This is a genomic window from Amycolatopsis sp. lyj-346 (assembly GCF_046548975.1).
In the GTDB taxonomy this organism is placed as follows: Bacteria; Actinomycetota; Actinomycetes; order Mycobacteriales; family Pseudonocardiaceae; genus Amycolatopsis.
Genome location: NZ_JAJPWT010000019.1, coordinates 84,426 through 100,335 on the forward strand (window position 1 = coordinate 84,426; position 15,910 = coordinate 100,335).

Consider the following 15,910-nt stretch of genomic DNA (forward strand, 5'->3'; position numbering starts at 1 on the left):
CGGCCCTGGTCAGCGGGCTCGACGCCGGCCTCACCCGCCGCAATCGCAACAACTGCAGCAGCTGCAACAACCGTCACAGCCGGAGTCGCATCCCCACGCCTCGACCGGTTTCCCGCTCCACGGGCCGGGGTAGGGATCGCGGCAGCAGAACTGGCAGGTGCAGCACATGTAGGGGATGAGGGCGCAGCCGAGGAAGAGGTTGCGCTTCTTCGAGGGGACGGCGAACTTCGGGTACCAGAGGCCGCCACCCTTGCCGTCGTACGGCCCGGACTTGCCGCGTTTGCCGGGCCCATCGGGGCCGTCGGGGCCATCCGGACCACCGGGCCCACCGGGGCCGTCGGGGCCACCCGGCCCACCGGGCCCACCTGGACCACCTGGACCACTGGGGCCACCGGGGCCACCTGGGTCACCCGGGCCGCGGCCACCCGGACCGCGGCCGCCGGGAGCGCCCGGCGGCGGGACCGGCCCCGGCGGGGGAAACGCGTGCGGCCGCGGAGCATCGTTCCAGCCGGGCGGAACCTGGTGCGGGTGCTGCTGCGGCGCCGGCCCGCGCCCGACCCACCCCGGCGGCGGCTGCTGGTGGGGATGCTGCGGCGGAGTGGGCCCCGGCCCGATCCACCCTGGCGGCGGCTGCTGCCCGGCCAAACCAGAGTGGTGGTCGTGGCCGTGGCCGCGACGCTGGTCGTGGCCGCCGTGCTGGCCGTGGCCGCCGTACTGGTCGTGGCCGCGGTGCTGGCCGTGGTCGTGGCCGCGGTGCTGGTCGTGGCTGTCGCCGTGGCCGTGGGAGAAGCCGTGGCCGAAGGCTCGCCGCACTGCTTGGCGTAGCTCGTGGACCAGCAGTGCGTGCACCAGTGCCGGCTCGGCGAACTCCGCTTCGCGCAACGCCAGCTCCACCCCCAGCACCGCGTCGTCACACAGCCGTCGGGCCTCCTCCGGCCCCGTCCCCGTGGCCAGCAACGGGTTCCACACCCCCGCCGCCGCGTCGGCCGGGTGGTCCTCCACCGCGTCCAGCAGGTGGGCCACCCGTCCGAACAGCCGGCCCGCCTCGGCGAGCGCAGGCGCGTTGCCCGGCTTGCCCGCCAGCTCCGCCGTGCGCGCGAAGGCCGCCGCCGTGGCCCGCTCGGCCGGTTCCGTCGCCAGGAGCGGTGAGTCGCCGAGGCGCACCGACGACTCCAGCGCGCTCTGTCCCTCCACCGCCTCCGTCAGCACCGTCGTGTCGAACCCGACGCGGCCGCCCGTCCGGCCGCCCTGCGCCGTCCAGCGGGCCGCCACGCGGCGGGCGGCCGCCGCCACCGGGCGCCTGCCGAACGCGCCGTCGCCGTCCTCGACGTGGTCGCCGACCTTGGCCGCCGCCAGCACCAGCGACACCGCCGCCGCCAGCTGGGCGCCCTCGCCGCGGGCCACCGACGCCGTCCGCATCCCGCGCAGCGGGCACGGACCCGCTTCGCGCCGGCCGTCCGCGCGCGGCGTCTGCGCCTCGACCAGCACCGAGATGATCAGCCCGTCGTAGTTGGTGACGACGCGGGCGAGCTGCCCGTGCTCGTCGCGCAGCGTGAGGCACAGCCCGCACAGGTGCGCCAGCCAGTCCGCGTGCAGCCCCTCGGCCAGCCGGTGCCGGCACGGCCGGATGATCCCGAACATTTCCCACCCCCCACTCACGGTCGGCGCACCTTAGCCCGAACGTGTGACGCCCGTGGGGCGAGTACGCGTTTTGTGACCGGCCCGGCAGGATGATCGGCATGGCCGCACTGCACCCCCCGAAGGTCGAGGTCTTCGACCCCGCCGCGCGCTCGAACATCGACCCCAAGGGCATCGTGCGGGAGGTCGAGGAGTTCCGCGAGGAGCCGTTCGGCCTGTACCTCGCCCGCCCGACGCCGGGCCGCGCCCAGTTCCACTACCTCGAATCGTGGCTGGTGCCGGGGCTCGGCCTGCGCCTCACCGACTTCTGGTTCTCCCCCGGCCACGAGCGCGACCAGGACTTCTACCTCGACGTCGTCCGCGTCCACCGCGACGGCCCGCGCTGGATCGCCACCGACCTCTACATCGACATCGTGCTGAAGGACAAGCTCTCACTCAGCGTGATCGACACCGACGAGCTCCTCGAAGCCCACGCCGCCGGCCTGCTCACCGCCGAGGACGCGCAGTTCGCCCTGGAAACCACCTACGCGGCGGTCGAAGGGCTGGCCGCGCACGGGTACGACCTCGCCGCGTGGCTGTCCACGAAGGACATCGCGCTCACCTGGCGCCGCCACCCCTAAGGGCCGCCGCATCCTCCGGATGGTGGATGCGGAGTGGATCGTTCTGATGACGCGCCGCACCGGGCCGCCGCGGGATTCTCGATCTGTCGGAAACGGATCGAGAAGGGGGACGGCGGCATGCCGGTCATCGAAGTCGAGCACCTCCACAAGCGGTACGGGGACAAAGTCGCGGTGGACGACGTCTCGTTCACCGTCGAACGCGGGGAGATCTTCGGGATCCTGGACCCGAACGGCGCGGGCAAGACCACGACCGTCGAGTGCCTGGAGGGCCTGCGCACGCCCGACGGCGGTGAGCTTTCGGTGCTGGGGCTCGAGCTGCTGCAGCTCGGCGCGATGGCGGTGTTCGCCGTCGGCTGCACGACGATCGCGGCGCGGGTGTTCCGATGGGAGTGACGACCGCGCCCGCCCCGGCCGGCGTCCGGCCGTTCGCCGTGAAGCCGGTGGCGGTCGTGACGGGGGTGATGGCGATCCCGTTGCTGCTGACCGCGAACCGCTACGGCTACTTCGGCGACGAGCTGTACTTCCTGGCCGCCGGACGGCACCTCGCCTGGGGGTACGTCGACCAGCCGCCGCTGCTTCCATTGCTGGCCAAGGCGATGGACGCGCTCGGGCATTCGCCGTTCGTGCTGCGGATTCCCGCCATGCTGGCGATGCTCGGGGCCATCGCGCTGACCGCGCTGATCGCCCGCGAACTCGGCGGCGGGGCGAAGGCGCAGACCCTGGCCGCCGCGACCTTCGGCGTGTCGTCGCTGTTCCTGGCGGGCGGCCACTACCTCGCGACGTCCACAGTGGACCCGTTCCTCTGGACCGTGCTGTTGTGGCTGCTGGTCCGCTGGCTGCGCACCCGCGCCGACGGCCTGCTCGTCTGGGCCGGCGTGGTCACGGCGATCGCGCTGTACACGAAGTTCCTCGTCGGTGGCTTCTGGCTCGCCGCCGGCGTCGCGGTCCTCGCGTGCGGACCACGGGAACTGCTGCGCCGACCCGGGTTGTGGCTCGGCGCGGGGATCGCCGTGGCGGCGCTGGTGCCGACGCTGCTCTGGCAGGCCACGCACGGCTGGCCGCAACTGGGCATGGGCGCGGCGATCTCGGCGGAGGTCGAGGGCACCTGGGGTGGCCGGGTGACGTTCGTGCCGGGGGCACTGGTCACCGCCGGGCTCCCGGTCGGCGCCGTCTTGCTCGGCTACGGCCTGTGGCGGCTCTTGCGCAGCCGGGAACTCCGCTTCCTCGGCTGCACGGTCGTGCTGCTGACCGTGGTGTTCCTGGCGGTGAACGGCCGGTTCTACTACCTCGCCGGGATGTACCCGGTGTGCTGGGCGGCAGCCTCCGTCGCGCTCGAACGCGGGGAGCCGGCGCGCTGGTGGCGGTGGATCGCGACCTGGCCCTGCTACGCGCTGTCCGCGTTGCTCGTCCTGCCCCTCTCGCTGCCGGTCTGGCCGCGGGCGTGGCTGACCGAGCACCCGTCGCTGCCGGCCCCGGCGCTGGCCTTCGCCGAGATCGGTTCGCCGGAGGCCGCCCGCTCGGTGGCCGGGGCGTTCGCGCGGCTGCCCGGGCGGGACCGGACCGCGGTGGTGACCGAAACCTACTGGGAAGCGAGCGCGCTCGACCGGTACGGCCGCGATCTCGGCCTGCCCGAGCCGGCCAGCGGAAACCGCGGCTACGCGACGCTGGTCGTACCACCCGAGAGCACGACCGACGTCCTCTTCGTCGGTGAAGATCCACGGCCGCTGCTCGGGCACTTCGCCGGCCTGCGGCCGATCGGGAAGGTGGACACCGGCGACGCGAAGCCGAGCTACTTCGACGGCGTGCCGCTGTGGCTGGCGACCGGCCGGGCCGAACCGTGGTCCGAGCTGTGGCCGAAGCTGGTGAACACGCACACGTGAGCCCGGCGTCACCATCCCCGCGGTGGCCGGCAGTGCCCCACGTAGGGTGCGGGAAGGACCGGCGCCGACCACGGACAGGAGCACGATGGACGCCGTAGCCACGGCCCCCGACCAGGCGAAAGCCGAACTCGCCCCGTTCGCCCGGCTGCCGGTCGCGCTGCTGGCCCTGGGCACGGCCACCGCGCTGCTGCTCACCGCGGGCCGCTACGGCTACTTCGGCGACGAGCTGTACTTCCTCGCCGCCGGCAAGCACCTGGCCTGGGGCTACGCCGACCAGCCGCCGCTCGTCCCGTTCCTGGCGTGGGCGATGGACACACTGGCCCCCGGCTCGCTGGTCGTCTTCCGGCTGCCGGCGATCGCCGCGACGGCCGGCGGGGTGGTGGCCACCGCCCTGATCGCCCGCGAGCTGGGCGGGCGGCGGAAGGCGCAGGCGCGCGCCGCGGCGGCGTACGCGATCTGCGGGCAGTTCGTGGGCAGCGGCCACTACCTGGCGACGTCGACGATCGACCCGCTGCTGTGGACGCTCGTGCTGTGGCTGCTGGTGCGCTGGGTCCGCACCCGCGACGACTCGCTGCTGGTGTGGCTCGGCGTCGTGACGGCGGTGGCGCTCAACGGCAAGCTGCTCATCGGCGCGTTCTGGGTGCTGGCCGGGCTCGCGGTGCTCGCGTTCGGCCCGCGGGAGCTGCTGCGGCGGCCGAAGCTCTGGCTGGGCGCGCTGATCGCCGCCGGCTCGCTGGTGCCCACGCTGCTGTGGCAGCGGGCGAACGGCTGGCCGCAGCTCGGCATGGGTGACGCGGTCGGCGCCGAGGTCGACGCGGCGGGCGGCCGCGCGAGTTTCGTCCCGCAGCTGCTGGCCGGGGCCGGCTGGGTGATCGGCGCGCTCGGTGTCCTCTACGGCGTCGCCGTGCTGCTCGGGAGCAAGCGGCTGCGGCCGTACCGGTTCCTCGGCTGGACGGCGCTCGGCGTCGTCGCGGTCTTCCTGGTCGCCAACGGGCGGTACTACTACGCGGCGGGGACGTTCGGCGTGCTGTGGGCGGCGGCCGCCGTGCACTTCGAAGGTCTCGCACCGTCCCGCTGGTGGAAGTGGGTGCCGACCTGGCCGGTGTTCGTGCTGTCGGCGCTGTTCAGCCTGCCGTTCACGGTGCCGGTCTGGCCGGCGCACTGGCTGGCCGCCCACCCGGCCGCGCCGCGGCCCGCGTACGCGGCCGAAGAGATCGGCTGGCCGGACCTCGCCGACGACGTCGCCGAGCTGTACCGGACCGCGCCGCCGGGCACGGCCGTCGTGACCGGCGGCTACTGGCAGGCGGGCGCGCTCGGCCGGTACGGGCCCGAGCGCGGCCTGCCCGAGGCGTACAGCCCGAGCCGCGGCTTCTGGTACTTCGGCCGCCCGGCCGACAACGCCGGCACCGTGCTCTTCGTCGGCTACGACCCGTCGAAGCTCGCGAAGTACTTCGGGGACGCGCGCATCGTCGGCCAGGTCGGCAACCGGCTCGGCATCCGCAACGCGAGCGAGCACATGCCCGTCTGGCAGCTCACCGGCCGGACCGCGGAGTGGGCCGAGATCTGGCCGCGGCTCAAGGACATGAGAGCGTGAACCCGGGGGCCGGGTGGGACCGGGCGATGTGGCCGCCGGAGTCGGCGCAGACCGCGGCCGGCTGGCAGCCGTGGCTGTACCGCGTCGAACGCTTCCTGCCCGGCGTGCTGCTGGCCGCCGCGTCCGCCGTCAGCATCGGTGTCGGCGGCCACGACGGCCGCTGGTGGGCCGTCACCGGCGCACTGGTCGCCCTGACCGCGCTCTGGGTGCTCGGCACGGTGGTCTTCGCGCCGGCGCGGCTGCGCGACCGGCCCGCCTTCGCCCTGCTCACGTTCCTCGGCATCCTCGCGCTGGGCAGCGCCCTCGAAGTCCGCGACGTCACCTACGTCATCTTCATGATCTACGCGTTCCTGTCCGCCATGCGGCTGCGGCCCACGTGGCTCGCCTTCACCGCGCTGGCCGTGACGTCGCTGCTGATCAACACCCTCGGCAACGGCGGTCCGGTGCAGGCCCTGCGGGAGCGGCCGGGCGTCTGGATCGCGATCATCGTCGTGCAGACCGCGGCCGTCGGGGGCGGCGGGCTGCTGTCGGCGGCGGTGGCCCGGCAGAACGAGGAGCGCCGGCGCATGCTCGACGAACTGGCCGCGGCCCAGGCGGAGAACGAAGGCCTGCAACGGCAACTGCTCGGCCAGGCCCGCGAGGCCGGGGTGCTCGACGAGCGGCAGCGGCTGGCGCAGGAGATCCACGACACCCTGGCGCAGGGCTTCACCGGCATCATCACGCAGCTGGAAGCGGCCGCGCTGGCCAAGGACGAGCCGGCGGAGTGGCAGCGGCACCTGGACTCCGCGACCACGCTGGCGCGGGAAAACCTCACCGCCGCCCGCCGTTCGGTGCGGGCACTGCACCCCGAGCACCTGGACTCGGCGACGCTGCCCGAGGCGCTCGCCGGCGTCGCGGCGCGGTGGAGCGCGCGGACCGGGGTGCCCGCCGCGATGACCGCCACCGGCGTCCCGCGGCCGCTGCACCCCGAGATCGAGTCGACCATCCTGCGCGTCACCCAGGAAGCATTGTCCAATGTGGACAAACACGCCGCGGCCGGCCGGGTCGGCGTCACCCTGTCCTACATGGACGAGGAAGTGACCCTCGACGTCCGCGACGACGGCGTGGGGTTCGTCCCCGGACCCGGCCCCGGGTTCGGGCTGCCCGGGATGCGGCGCCGCGTCCAGCGGCTCGCCGGTACGGTGCACGTCGAGTCCGAACCCGGTGGCGGCACCGCGATCTCGGCCGCCCTGCCCGCCGTCCCGTCCCCGCCGGAGGCCTCCGCATGACGATCACCGTGCTCATCGCCGACGACCACCCGGTCGTGCGCGACGGCCTGCGCGGCATCTTCACCGGTCGCGGGTTCGAGGTCGTCGGCGAGGCCGCGAACGGCGCCGAAGCCGTCGCGCTGGCCGAGCGGCTGCGCCCCGACGTCGTGCTGATGGACCTGCGGATGCCGGGCACCGACGGCGTCGCGGCGATCACCGAGCTGGCCCGGCTGGGCAACCCCGCGCGCGTGCTGGTGCTCACGACCTACGACACGGACTCCGACGTCCTGCCCGCGGTCGAGGCGGGTGCGACGGGCTACCTGCTCAAGGACGCTCCGCGCGAGGACCTGTTCCGCGCGGTCGAGGCCGCCGCCCGCGGCGAAGCGGTGCTCTCCCCCGCCGTCGCGAGCCGGCTGCTGGGCCGGATGCGCGCGCCCGTGCGGGAACCGCTGTCCCAGCGCGAACTCGAGGTGCTCACCCTGGTCGCCCGCGGTTCGACGAACAAGGAAGCGGCGAAGAAGCTGTTCATCAGCGAGGCGACGGTCAAGACCCACCTCATCCACGTCTACGCGAAACTCGGCGTGAACGACCGCGCGGCCGCGGTGGCCGTGGCCTTCGAACGGGGGCTGCTGGGTTCCTAGCGTCGCAGGTTGTTTGATGATCGGGACCGCTGGGTGGGGGTCGCCCGCCGACGGATGCGCCCCAAGGTGGCCTTCGGTGCGTTGAACGCACCCAAGGCCACATTGGGGCGCTTACCGGACGGCTGTCACGCACCTCGGACGCGCGGCGCTAGGGCGTCCAGCCGCCGGCCGCGGCCCACTTCTCCGCGCGGGCGAAGACGCCGTTGACGAACTCCTGCTTCTCGTCCGCGTAGGCGGCGACGTTGCCGTCCTCGGCGTGCGCCTCGGCCAGCCGCAGCTTGACGTCGCGGTAGTCGTCGCGTTCGCCGGGGTTCGCGCGCAGGAAGTCGCGGAAGAGCAGCGCGAGCCGCCACGCGGGCGTCTCCTCGCTCCGGACGTGCAGGTTCACCGCACGCTTCGGGTCGGCGCCGACGTGCAGGCGTTTCGGCCACGTCCCGGTGCCGTCCTGGGCGTCGTCGCCCCAGTCGCCCCGCAGCCGCGGGAACCCCGCGTCGGACAGCAGGTCCTGCAGGGTGTCGGCGTCGGCCGGGGTGGGCACCGTGAGCTGCAGGTCGAGGACGTCCTTGGCGGGCAGGCCGGGCACGGCGGTCGACCCGATGTGGTCCGCGCGGCGGGCGAGCTCCCCCGCCGCGGCGCGAACCCGCGCCAGGACCCGCTCGGCCTGGGCCGGCCAGGTGAGGTCGTACTCGGCGATCTTCGGCGACATCGGCGGCCGGGGCCGGCGCAGCCGGACGTTGGCCTCGAACGGCACCAGCCGGTCCGCCCACAGCGCGTCGACCTCGGCCAGCACGGCGTCTTCGGCGCCGCCGTTGTCCAGCCAGACGTCCGCGACGGCGCGGCGCTGCTCCGTGCTCGCCTGCGCCCGGATCCGCGCCCGCGCGTCCGCCTCGGCCATCCCGCGCGCGGACACCAGCCGCCGGACCCGCACCTCCACCGGCGCGTCGACGACCACGACCAGGTGGTAGGCCGTCGCGAGGCCGTTCTCGACCAGCAGCGGGATGTCGTGGACGATGATCGCGTCCGGCTTCGCGGCCGCCATCAGCTCCCCGGTCCGGGCGCCGACCAGGGGGTGCACGATCGCGTTCAGCCGGTGCCGCGACTCGTCGTCGGCGAACGCCTTCGCGGCGAGCGCGGGCCGGTCGAGCGAGCCGTCGGCGGCCAGGATGCCGGCCCCGAATTCGGCCACCAGCCGGGCCAGTCCCTCGGTCCCGGGCTCGACCACCTCGCGGGCGATCCGGTCGGAGTCCACCAGCACCGCGCCGTGTTCGGCGAGCCGGTTCGCCACGGTCGACTTCCCGGCCCCGATCCCACCCGTCAACCCCACACGCAACATGCCGATCACCCTAGTCACGCGGGTGGACGCGCCCGTGGTGGACACGTCCGGTCAGACCTGCTCCATCTGTGTGACAGGTGGGAAAATGTCGTAACACCCGGCTGGTCCGGTCGACATCTTCAGCAAGGGAGCACCGCCGAGGGGGCCGGTGAAGAAGACGAAGATCGGCCGGGCGGCCGCCGTCCTGCTGTGCGCGGGCGAGCTCGGCGGGGTCGTGCCCGAAGCCGCGGCGACACCGCACACCCCGGGCCGCGAGCGTGACTCAACCGATATCCGGACACGCCGTGTTGCTTACCCACCTGGAACCGCCCCCGTGCGTACGGTGCGCGCGACAGCGTCGTCCACGCGGAGGAACGATGGCGGACAGCAAGCACGCCGGAAGGCACCGGCTCGGCACGCCGGGGCTGGTGCACTGCGTTGTCCACCGCCCGGTGGCCGAGGCACTGGCCGGTTACCGGCGTACCTGGCTGAGCACGCTGCTGGTCCCGGCCAAGCACAGCTTCGCCGGCCTCCGCCGCAAGGCCCGCGCCGCGGCGCTCGAGCACATCTGGGTGCCGTCGGTCAGCCGGGGCAGGCCGGCCGCGGTGACCGTGCGCGCCGCCTGAGCTCCGCCGCCCGGTCCCCCGGAAAGCGGGTGGTCAGCGACCGGTTTCGCGCGTCTCGACCACGATTTCCGACTAGAGCGTTTCCTAATAGAAACCATCTCTGATCAGGGATAGCTGCCCTCTACCGAGCAATCGGAGGACAGCACCGTGGTCATCATCCTGCCCATCCTCGCCGCTATCGGCGGCGCCCTGGCCGGGGCCCTCCTCTGCTGGGGCGCCTGCCGCCTCGGCGTCGCGCTCGCCGACTGGACGGCGGCGCGGCGATGAACATCACCGAGGCCAACGACACCAACCGCGTCCTGCGGTACCTGCTCAACCTGCGCCAGGGCGTGGAGCCCGCTCGCGACGACGACGTCCGCGACGCCGCGCTCCGGCTCTCGGCCCGCATCAACAAGGCCCTGCACGCCGGAATCACGCCCTCGCAGGTCGGCACCGAATGGGAGATCCGGTGAAGCGAGCCGCGGCCGTTCTGGCCGCCCTGCTCGAGCTCGTCGCCGTCATCGTCGTCGTGGCTCTGCTGTCGCTCTGGGCCTCCGGCGCACTCACCGTCTCCGCGGCCCCGGCCCCGAGCCGCCCCGCCGCCGAGTGGACGCCGATCCGCGATCTCGACGGCGCCACCGGCGCGCGGTGCGACACCGCCACGGCCGCTGACGCCGCCCTGGCGCAGCTCGGTGAGCACCACGTCGGGCTGTTCGTCCGCCCGCAGTCCGCCGTGGACGCCGCCGTCCCGGCCGGGTCCGCGGCCTACGCCGAGCCGACACCGGACGGCTTTGGCCGGATCGTGCTGTCGACCGACCACACCGTCCTGCCCTGCCGGTACGTGTGGTCCGCGGTCGCGCACGAGTGGACGCACGTCCTCCAGTACCGGGCGTGCGGCGGCTGCGACCTCTACGCCGACGGCCACGGCCCGGCCGCCGAGATCGTCGCCGATTGCGGCAGCGTCCTCACCGGCTGGCCGGACTACTACCCGTACCTGACCGAGCGCCACGCGGCCGGCGGCCGCGACGGCTGCTCGCGCGCCGAGCTGGACCGGGCGCGCGACCTGCGGCGGTGGAGCCGATGACCGCGCGCGGCACCTCCGACGGCTTCCGGCACCAGCGGCATCATCTTCGGCGCCCTGGTGGCGCTCGTCGCCGCCGTCGCCAGCTACACGCACATGCGCGACCTCGCGGCGAAGCACGGCGAGACGTGGCTGTCCTGGCTCGTCCCGCTGTCGGTTGACGGGCTCCTGGTCGTCGCCAGCTTGGCGATCGTCCGCGCCCGCCGCGACGGCACCGGCGCACCGGGCCTGGCGTGGCTGGCGGTCATCGTCGGCATTTTGGTAAGCCTGGTGGCGAACGTGGCGAACGCCGGGCCCGACCTGGTGAACCGTCTGGTGGCCGCGTGGCCGCCGCTGGCGTTCGCCATCGCCTACGAGCTGGTCGTGTCCCTTATCCGCCCGGCCGACGCCAGCGAACTGGCGGCGGCTGGTGAGCCGGAGCCAGCCCACCAGGAGCCCCACCAGGAAGCTGGTGACCCGCACCAGCAACCTGGTGGCGACCTGGCGACCAGCGAAGACGTTCACCAGGAGACACCACCGCTGCGCCAGCGGGTCGCCGAGGCGCTGGCGGCCGCCGAGACCGCCGGGCAGCGGCCGCCCGGCCGCCAGGCCCTCGCCAACCAGCTCGACGCCAGCGAGAACCAGGTCCGCCAGGTGCTCGCCGAGCTGCGCCAGGGCCAGACCGCTCGACTGTCGGTCGTCGGCCGGAAGGTCGCCGATGGCTAGGCGGAGGCAGAAGCGGCGCGTCACGGTCGGGCGGTCCTGGTGGGCCGTGGACGTCCCGCTGGCGCTGGGCGCCCTCCTCATCGCGTCGTCGTGGTCGGCGAAGCTGGGGTGGCGCTGGCGGCACCTCCTGGTGCCGGTCTACCTGTGGGTGCTGGCGGGCCTGACCGGGCTGGTGATCCACACCTGGTGGCCGACCTGGTGGGCGCTACCCGCCACCCTGGCGCTCCTGGTGGCCGCCGCCTTGGTCGCCAGCCTGCTGCACCAGCGCGCCGCCAGCGCCCTCACCTGGCTGGTGCGCCACCTGGTGCCGGCCGATGCCGACGCCGGTGAGCGCGGTGTGCTCGACCGCCCGGTCGAGAAGGTCTATGCCTTCGGTCTGGTGACAGCCGGCGGGACCTGGTTAACGCTCACCAGCCTCACCGGGTGGAACCAGGTGACCTGGTGGGTGGGCCTGGTGCTCCTGGTCGTGTTCGGCGCCCCGTGGTCCTGGCACCGCCGCATCCGCTCGAAGGGCGTCACCAACCGCTTCACCCGCGCCTGGCCGAAGCGCGTGGCCGACCCGGACAACGGCGTGCGCGGGCTCATGCACTCGAAGATCATGAAGTCGGAGAAGCTCCAGGCGAACGGCTGCCTGCTGACCGTGGAGCTGAAGAGCGGCGAGACCATTCAGGACGCCAAGTACGGCGCCTCCCGGCTGGCCAGCCTGTTCGGCCTGCGCCCGTCGGCGGTGCAGATCTCCGAGGACATGGCCTCGGCTCGCCGGGTGAAGATCCGCATCCTGCCGAAGGACCCGTGGAAGGCGAAGCTCGACCACCCCGTCCTGTGCCCGGACCGGCCGCACCAGTCGCTGCTCGGCATGGACCAGCGCCTAGACCTCGGCCTGCTCGACGACGGGGAACCGCAGATCGTGACCCTGCGGCACCTGCTCCTGGTGGGCCAGACCGGCGGCGGGAAGTCGGTGCTGCTGGAGTCCATCCTGATGTGGCTTTTCGACGCCGGGGACGTGGCGGTCGTCGGCTCGGATATGGCCTCCGGCGCCACCCTGGACCCGTGGGAGCCGCTGCTGGCGGTGCCGCTGGCCCGGGACGAGGACGACTCGCTGGCGCTGCTGGACGCCGTCCTGGACGCGGTGAAGTACCGCGAAGGGAAGCTGGCCGAGGGCAAGCGCCACGGCGGGCCGGACTCGTTCGCCCCGTCGCCGGAGCTGCCGTGGCTGGTGGCGGTCTTCGACGAGTACCCGGACCTGGTGGAGGCCGGTGGCGAGGCGGTGAAGAAGGTAACCGGCCGGGTGGCCAAGCGTGCCCGCAAGGTCGGCATCCGGCTGATCCTGGCCACCCAGAACCCGACGAAGTCCGACGTGGGCTCGACGGAGATGCGTGCCCAGCTCACGAAGATGTCCCTGGCCCTGGACGAGCAGCAGTCCAAGACGCTGTGGGGCGGCGCCCGGGACCTGGGCTGGCGCTCGGAGGGCCTGGGCACCGGCGTGTTCCTGGTCAAGGACGCCGAGCACCCGACGCCGCAGCAGGCCAAGGGCTACATCGCGACGGTCGCCGAGCGGAACCGCTTCATCAAGGCCCACCGCGCGGTGCCGCTGGACGCGGGGACGGCGGCGATCTTCGCGCACCTGAACAATTCCGTCGTCGTCGACGCGGACGGCACCGTGCCCGTGTACACGGGCACGGTGCCGTTGGAGGCGCCGAGGGTGACGGTGCGCGTGCCGATGCAGCGCCCGGCCAGCAAGCATGACCGCGTCGCCGAGCTGCTGTCGGACGCGCCGGTGAGCCCGGCGCATCTGCGTGAGGCGACCGGCTTCCCAGACTCGACGCTGCGCCGACTGCTCGCCGAGTTGGAGGCCGAGGGCCGGGCGCGGCGGGAGGGCCGCGGCAAGTGGGTGCACGCAGAGTGACCCGCCTGGCGAGCGCTCAACGCTCACTGGCGCCCCTTACGCGCAGGCGAGGAGTGGGCGTTGAGCGCTCGATGAGCGGACACCGGTAACTCACGGTCACATATGAGATGCGGAGGAGATCGACCGTAACAGGGGTGGAGGCTCAGCCGATCTGGTCTTGCAGTGCCTCAACTGAAGGAGCCAGCGCGATGTCCGACACGAATCGAGTCTCGACCCGCCACGGCGCTGTCCGGTGAAGCGCACCGCCGTTCTCGTCAGCGCGTCGCTGGCCCTGGCCCTGGCAGTGCTGCTGCCCTTGTGGCTCGGCGGAGACAACGAGGTCGACGGCTTCGCCGTTCCCTCTCCGCACCCGGTCTTCCCCGCCGAGCACGTCTACAACCGGCAGGACTTGGCCGGCTACACGGCCTCCGACGCAGCGGCCACGATGCTGGCACGCGGTTACACCGACGTGCGCTACGCCTCCGATTCGGCTCGGGTGCCCAGCGACAAGGGCTGCACGCCCGGTGAGGTCGTCGGCGTGTACGGCATCAGCCCGGACGGCACCGTCTGGTTGCAGACTTTCGTCGACCCGGCAAGCCCAGATCCATCGGCGCCCACCCAGTACGACGTGTCGGTCAGCGCGCGGCTGGCCAGGTGCGCTCGATAAACCGAATCCTCGCCGTCAGGACGGCGCTGCACCGGCGAGGAGGTCGCGTGCGGCGTCGCCCTCCACTGCGACCTCCCAGAACATGTCGGTGAGCTTGTTGTACACCTCGACCTCGTCGGGGTCGTCTACCACGATCTCGGCGGTGGCCGACTCCATCAGCACGACGTCGTCGATGATCCACCAGTTGTGCAGCAACGGGTACGGCAGCTTGACGCCGGTTGGGACGATGCCGACGCGGACACCCGGCGTGCCGATCGTCGCGATCAGGCGGTGCTTCTGACCGCGCATCACCTCGGGTGGTGCGATTGGGTTGAGCAGTGCGGCTTCGGAGAACAGCAGCTCGATCTCGCGGCCAGGCTCAAACAAGATCGTCTGTCGCTTCATGCGGGCGCGCACGGCGTCGTCGATGTCGTGGCCGCCGCCGTGTAGTTCGGCGTGCGCGGTCAACGCGCACCGCGCGTAGTCGGCCGTCTGGATCAGGCCAGGCACGGCGCCGATCTCGAAGGCTCGGATCACGCGAGCCTTGCCCTCGCGGGTCACCGATTCCTCTTGCCGCGCACGGTGACCGGTCCGGACCTTGTCCTTCCAAGTGACGTAGGCGTCGAGCACGGCAGCATGCAAGGTGCGCACTTCGTCCGCGACATCGGGCGATGCGCTGACCGCGGCCAGCCACGCGTCGATATCTTCGGTGCTCGCGGTCTGGCGGCCGTTCGCGATCTTCGAGACCTTCGGCGCGTTCCAGCCGAGGGCACGAGCGAAGTCCTTGCCTTGCTCGTACCCGGCGGCCACCTGCAACTCACGCAGGCGCTCGCCGAGCGCCTCGCGCCGCCTCTCGAAGCTGTTAGGCACTCACCCTCGCTACGTCATCACGAACTCCCGGAACGGGACCGCAGCATCCCACACGCGTTCGCGAATTTCGAGAAACCGGGCCACCTGATCGGGTGCCGTCACCGCCTCGGCGTACTGGAAGCCCTCGTTCTCGTCGAAGTGCATGACGGTCGCCAGCCGGTCGTCGAACAGCCAGAAGTCATCGCCCGGCAGCGGGCCCAGCTGGGCAGCACAGGTAGCCGAGAGCACGCGGACGTCCTCCCCGGCCGCCTCGTTGTGCGGGGTGACGGCCAGCTCGAACCGCAGGTAGTCGGTGATCGGGTCGGTCACCAACCGCACCCGGCTGTACCGGCGCCCGGCGTCGGTGCCCCGGCGCACGTCGTCGAGCCACGGGCGCAGATAGGTCAGGTCCGGCTCGTCGCCCGCGAGGTACTGGTGAAGCGCCTGCTGTTCGTATGGCTCGTGGTACGTGCCCTGGCACTCGAACCGGAACGCGGTCCGCTCGAAGTCGTGCAGGGCACGCGCCCACTGCTCGCCGGAGAGGCGAACACCCATCACGAGCCCTCAACCGGCAGGAACTTGAGCAGGCCGGCCGGGATCTCTACGGCGGTCTCCCCCTCGGGCAGACCGCGTTCGTGCAGCTGGGCCAGCGCGTTGGGGTCGATGACCTTGTAGCCCTGGATCACGTAGGTACCACGGTTCGTGGCGTACGCGTTCGGACACTGGCCGCCGGTGCTGGTGGTGCCCAGGAAGGTCAGGTCAAGGGGCTCTTCGCGGTCGGACATGTCGGCCTCCTAGCAGGTGGTTTCGCGAAGAACGATCATGTCAGGCGGCGCGTCTCGCTCAATTGGTCCAATCGTGTGCTTATCCGCATGATTTCGCGAAATCATGTCTCGATGTCGCGAAATCGTGGGACGCTGCCGAAGTGACGCCGGCCGCCCAGCCGGGCGGCACCGGATGGAGGCGTGATGGCTGAAGACGCAAGCCAGGATGACGACGCCGTGTTCGCGCGCGAGGTCGAAGCCGGAAACGTCTGGGTAAGCGGCCTCGGGCTCGGTGCCGACAAGACCGAGGTCAACGTCCTGAGCCCTGACTGGCATGGCAGTCCCGAGCTGGCGCGCGACCTGTTCTACCGAGGTTTGGACACCGGCCAGTACGGAATCGACCGAGCGCGGGTGGTTCGTAGTTCGAGGAGCCCGCAGTGACA

General features: G+C 72.5%; 17 protein-coding genes and 1 pseudogene. 13 read left to right on the forward strand and 5 right to left on the reverse strand.

Annotated elements, in window-relative coordinates; all coding sequences use genetic code 11:
- Positions 1–30: 30 nt before the first annotated feature.
- The gene (locus ACLJQE_RS38195) at positions 31–1,641 is read right to left on the reverse strand and encodes a DUF5685 family protein (protein WP_410644623.1); all 1,611 of its coding nucleotides are present in this window, start codon (positions 1,639–1,641) and stop codon (positions 31–33) included.
- Positions 1,642–1,739: 98 nt separating this feature from the next.
- Between ACLJQE_RS38195 and ACLJQE_RS38200 the strand changes: the two genes are divergently transcribed.
- The 6 genes and pseudogenes from ACLJQE_RS38200 (at position 1,740) to ACLJQE_RS38225 (ending at position 7,620) form a co-directional block, all read left to right on the forward strand.
- Positions 1,740–2,258, forward strand: a complete 519-nt coding sequence (locus ACLJQE_RS38200) for a DUF402 domain-containing protein (protein ID WP_410644464.1) — start codon at positions 1,740–1,742, stop codon at positions 2,256–2,258.
- Between the two features lie 117 nt (positions 2,259–2,375).
- Positions 2,376–2,573: pseudogene (locus tag ACLJQE_RS38205) on the forward strand (ATP-binding cassette domain-containing protein); the annotation flags it as partial.
- A 68-nt stretch (positions 2,574–2,641) separates the two neighbouring features.
- Entirely contained in the window at positions 2,642–4,138 is a 1,497-nt protein-coding gene (locus ACLJQE_RS38210; RefSeq protein ID WP_410644465.1) for an ArnT family glycosyltransferase, read from the forward strand.
- An 85-nt stretch (positions 4,139–4,223) separates the two neighbouring features.
- Positions 4,224–5,732, forward strand: coding sequence for an ArnT family glycosyltransferase (locus tag ACLJQE_RS38215; RefSeq protein WP_410644466.1), 1,509 nt, complete (start codon positions 4,224–4,226; stop codon positions 5,730–5,732).
- Complete coding sequence (locus tag ACLJQE_RS38220) at positions 5,729–7,000, forward strand: sensor histidine kinase (RefSeq protein WP_410644467.1); 1,272 nt, start codon at positions 5,729–5,731, stop codon at positions 6,998–7,000. The genes ACLJQE_RS38215 and ACLJQE_RS38220 overlap by 4 nt, the downstream gene beginning before the upstream one ends.
- Positions 6,997–7,620, forward strand: coding sequence for a response regulator (locus ACLJQE_RS38225; RefSeq protein ID WP_410644468.1), 624 nt, complete (start codon positions 6,997–6,999; stop codon positions 7,618–7,620). Before ACLJQE_RS38220 ends, ACLJQE_RS38225 begins: the two co-directional genes overlap by 4 nt.
- 148 nt (positions 7,621–7,768) lie before the next feature.
- Here ACLJQE_RS38225 and coaE read toward each other — a convergent pair whose 3' ends face one another.
- On the reverse strand, positions 7,769–8,953 hold the full coding sequence (gene coaE, locus ACLJQE_RS38230; protein ID WP_410644469.1) for a dephospho-CoA kinase: 1,185 nt from the start codon (positions 8,951–8,953) through the stop codon (positions 7,769–7,771).
- A 356-nt stretch (positions 8,954–9,309) separates the two neighbouring features.
- Here coaE and ACLJQE_RS38235 point away from each other — a divergent pair, with 356 nt between their 5' ends.
- From ACLJQE_RS38235 to ACLJQE_RS38260, 6 genes are all read left to right on the forward strand, one after another.
- The gene (locus tag ACLJQE_RS38235) at positions 9,310–9,558 is read left to right on the forward strand and encodes a hypothetical protein (RefSeq protein WP_410644470.1); all 249 of its coding nucleotides are present in this window, start codon (positions 9,310–9,312) and stop codon (positions 9,556–9,558) included.
- A gap of 263 nt (positions 9,559–9,821) precedes the next feature.
- Entirely contained in the window at positions 9,822–10,010 is a 189-nt protein-coding gene (locus ACLJQE_RS38240) for a hypothetical protein (RefSeq protein ID WP_410644471.1), read from the forward strand.
- Positions 10,007–10,621: a hypothetical protein gene (locus tag ACLJQE_RS38245; RefSeq protein WP_410644472.1), complete on the forward strand. Its 615-nt coding sequence runs from the start codon at positions 10,007–10,009 to the stop codon at positions 10,619–10,621. Before ACLJQE_RS38240 ends, ACLJQE_RS38245 begins: the two co-directional genes overlap by 4 nt.
- 42 nt (positions 10,622–10,663) lie before the next feature.
- The gene (locus tag ACLJQE_RS38250; RefSeq protein WP_410644624.1) at positions 10,664–11,323 is read left to right on the forward strand and encodes a DUF2637 domain-containing protein; all 660 of its coding nucleotides are present in this window, start codon (positions 10,664–10,666) and stop codon (positions 11,321–11,323) included.
- On the forward strand, positions 11,316–13,229 hold the full coding sequence (locus tag ACLJQE_RS38255) for a hypothetical protein (protein ID WP_410644473.1): 1,914 nt from the start codon (positions 11,316–11,318) through the stop codon (positions 13,227–13,229). Before ACLJQE_RS38250 ends, ACLJQE_RS38255 begins: the two co-directional genes overlap by 8 nt.
- A gap of 232 nt (positions 13,230–13,461) precedes the next feature.
- Positions 13,462–13,875 carry a hypothetical protein gene (locus tag ACLJQE_RS38260; RefSeq protein WP_410644474.1) on the forward strand — a complete coding sequence of 138 codons (414 nt, stop codon included), beginning with the start codon at positions 13,462–13,464 and terminating at the stop codon, positions 13,873–13,875.
- A 15-nt stretch (positions 13,876–13,890) separates the two neighbouring features.
- Here ACLJQE_RS38260 and ACLJQE_RS38265 read toward each other — a convergent pair whose 3' ends face one another.
- From ACLJQE_RS38265 to ACLJQE_RS38275, 3 genes are read right to left on the reverse strand one after another with little or no spacing between them, the layout of a single operon-like run.
- Positions 13,891–14,724 carry a helix-turn-helix domain-containing protein gene (locus ACLJQE_RS38265; protein ID WP_410644475.1) on the reverse strand — a complete coding sequence of 278 codons (834 nt, stop codon included), beginning with the start codon at positions 14,722–14,724 and terminating at the stop codon, positions 13,891–13,893.
- A 9-nt stretch (positions 14,725–14,733) separates the two neighbouring features.
- Positions 14,734–15,258: a DUF6879 family protein gene (locus tag ACLJQE_RS38270; protein ID WP_410644476.1), complete on the reverse strand. Its 525-nt coding sequence runs from the start codon at positions 15,256–15,258 to the stop codon at positions 14,734–14,736.
- Positions 15,258–15,488, reverse strand: coding sequence for a hypothetical protein (locus tag ACLJQE_RS38275; protein WP_410644477.1), 231 nt, complete (start codon positions 15,486–15,488; stop codon positions 15,258–15,260). Before ACLJQE_RS38275 ends, ACLJQE_RS38270 begins: the two co-directional genes overlap by 1 nt.
- A 183-nt stretch (positions 15,489–15,671) precedes the next feature.
- On the opposite strand from ACLJQE_RS38275, the gene ACLJQE_RS38280 reads away from it, so the two are divergent.
- A complete protein-coding gene (locus ACLJQE_RS38280; RefSeq protein ID WP_410644478.1) occupies positions 15,672–15,908 on the forward strand; it encodes a hypothetical protein in 237 nt (78 codons plus the stop codon).
- Positions 15,909–15,910 lie beyond the last annotated feature (2 nt).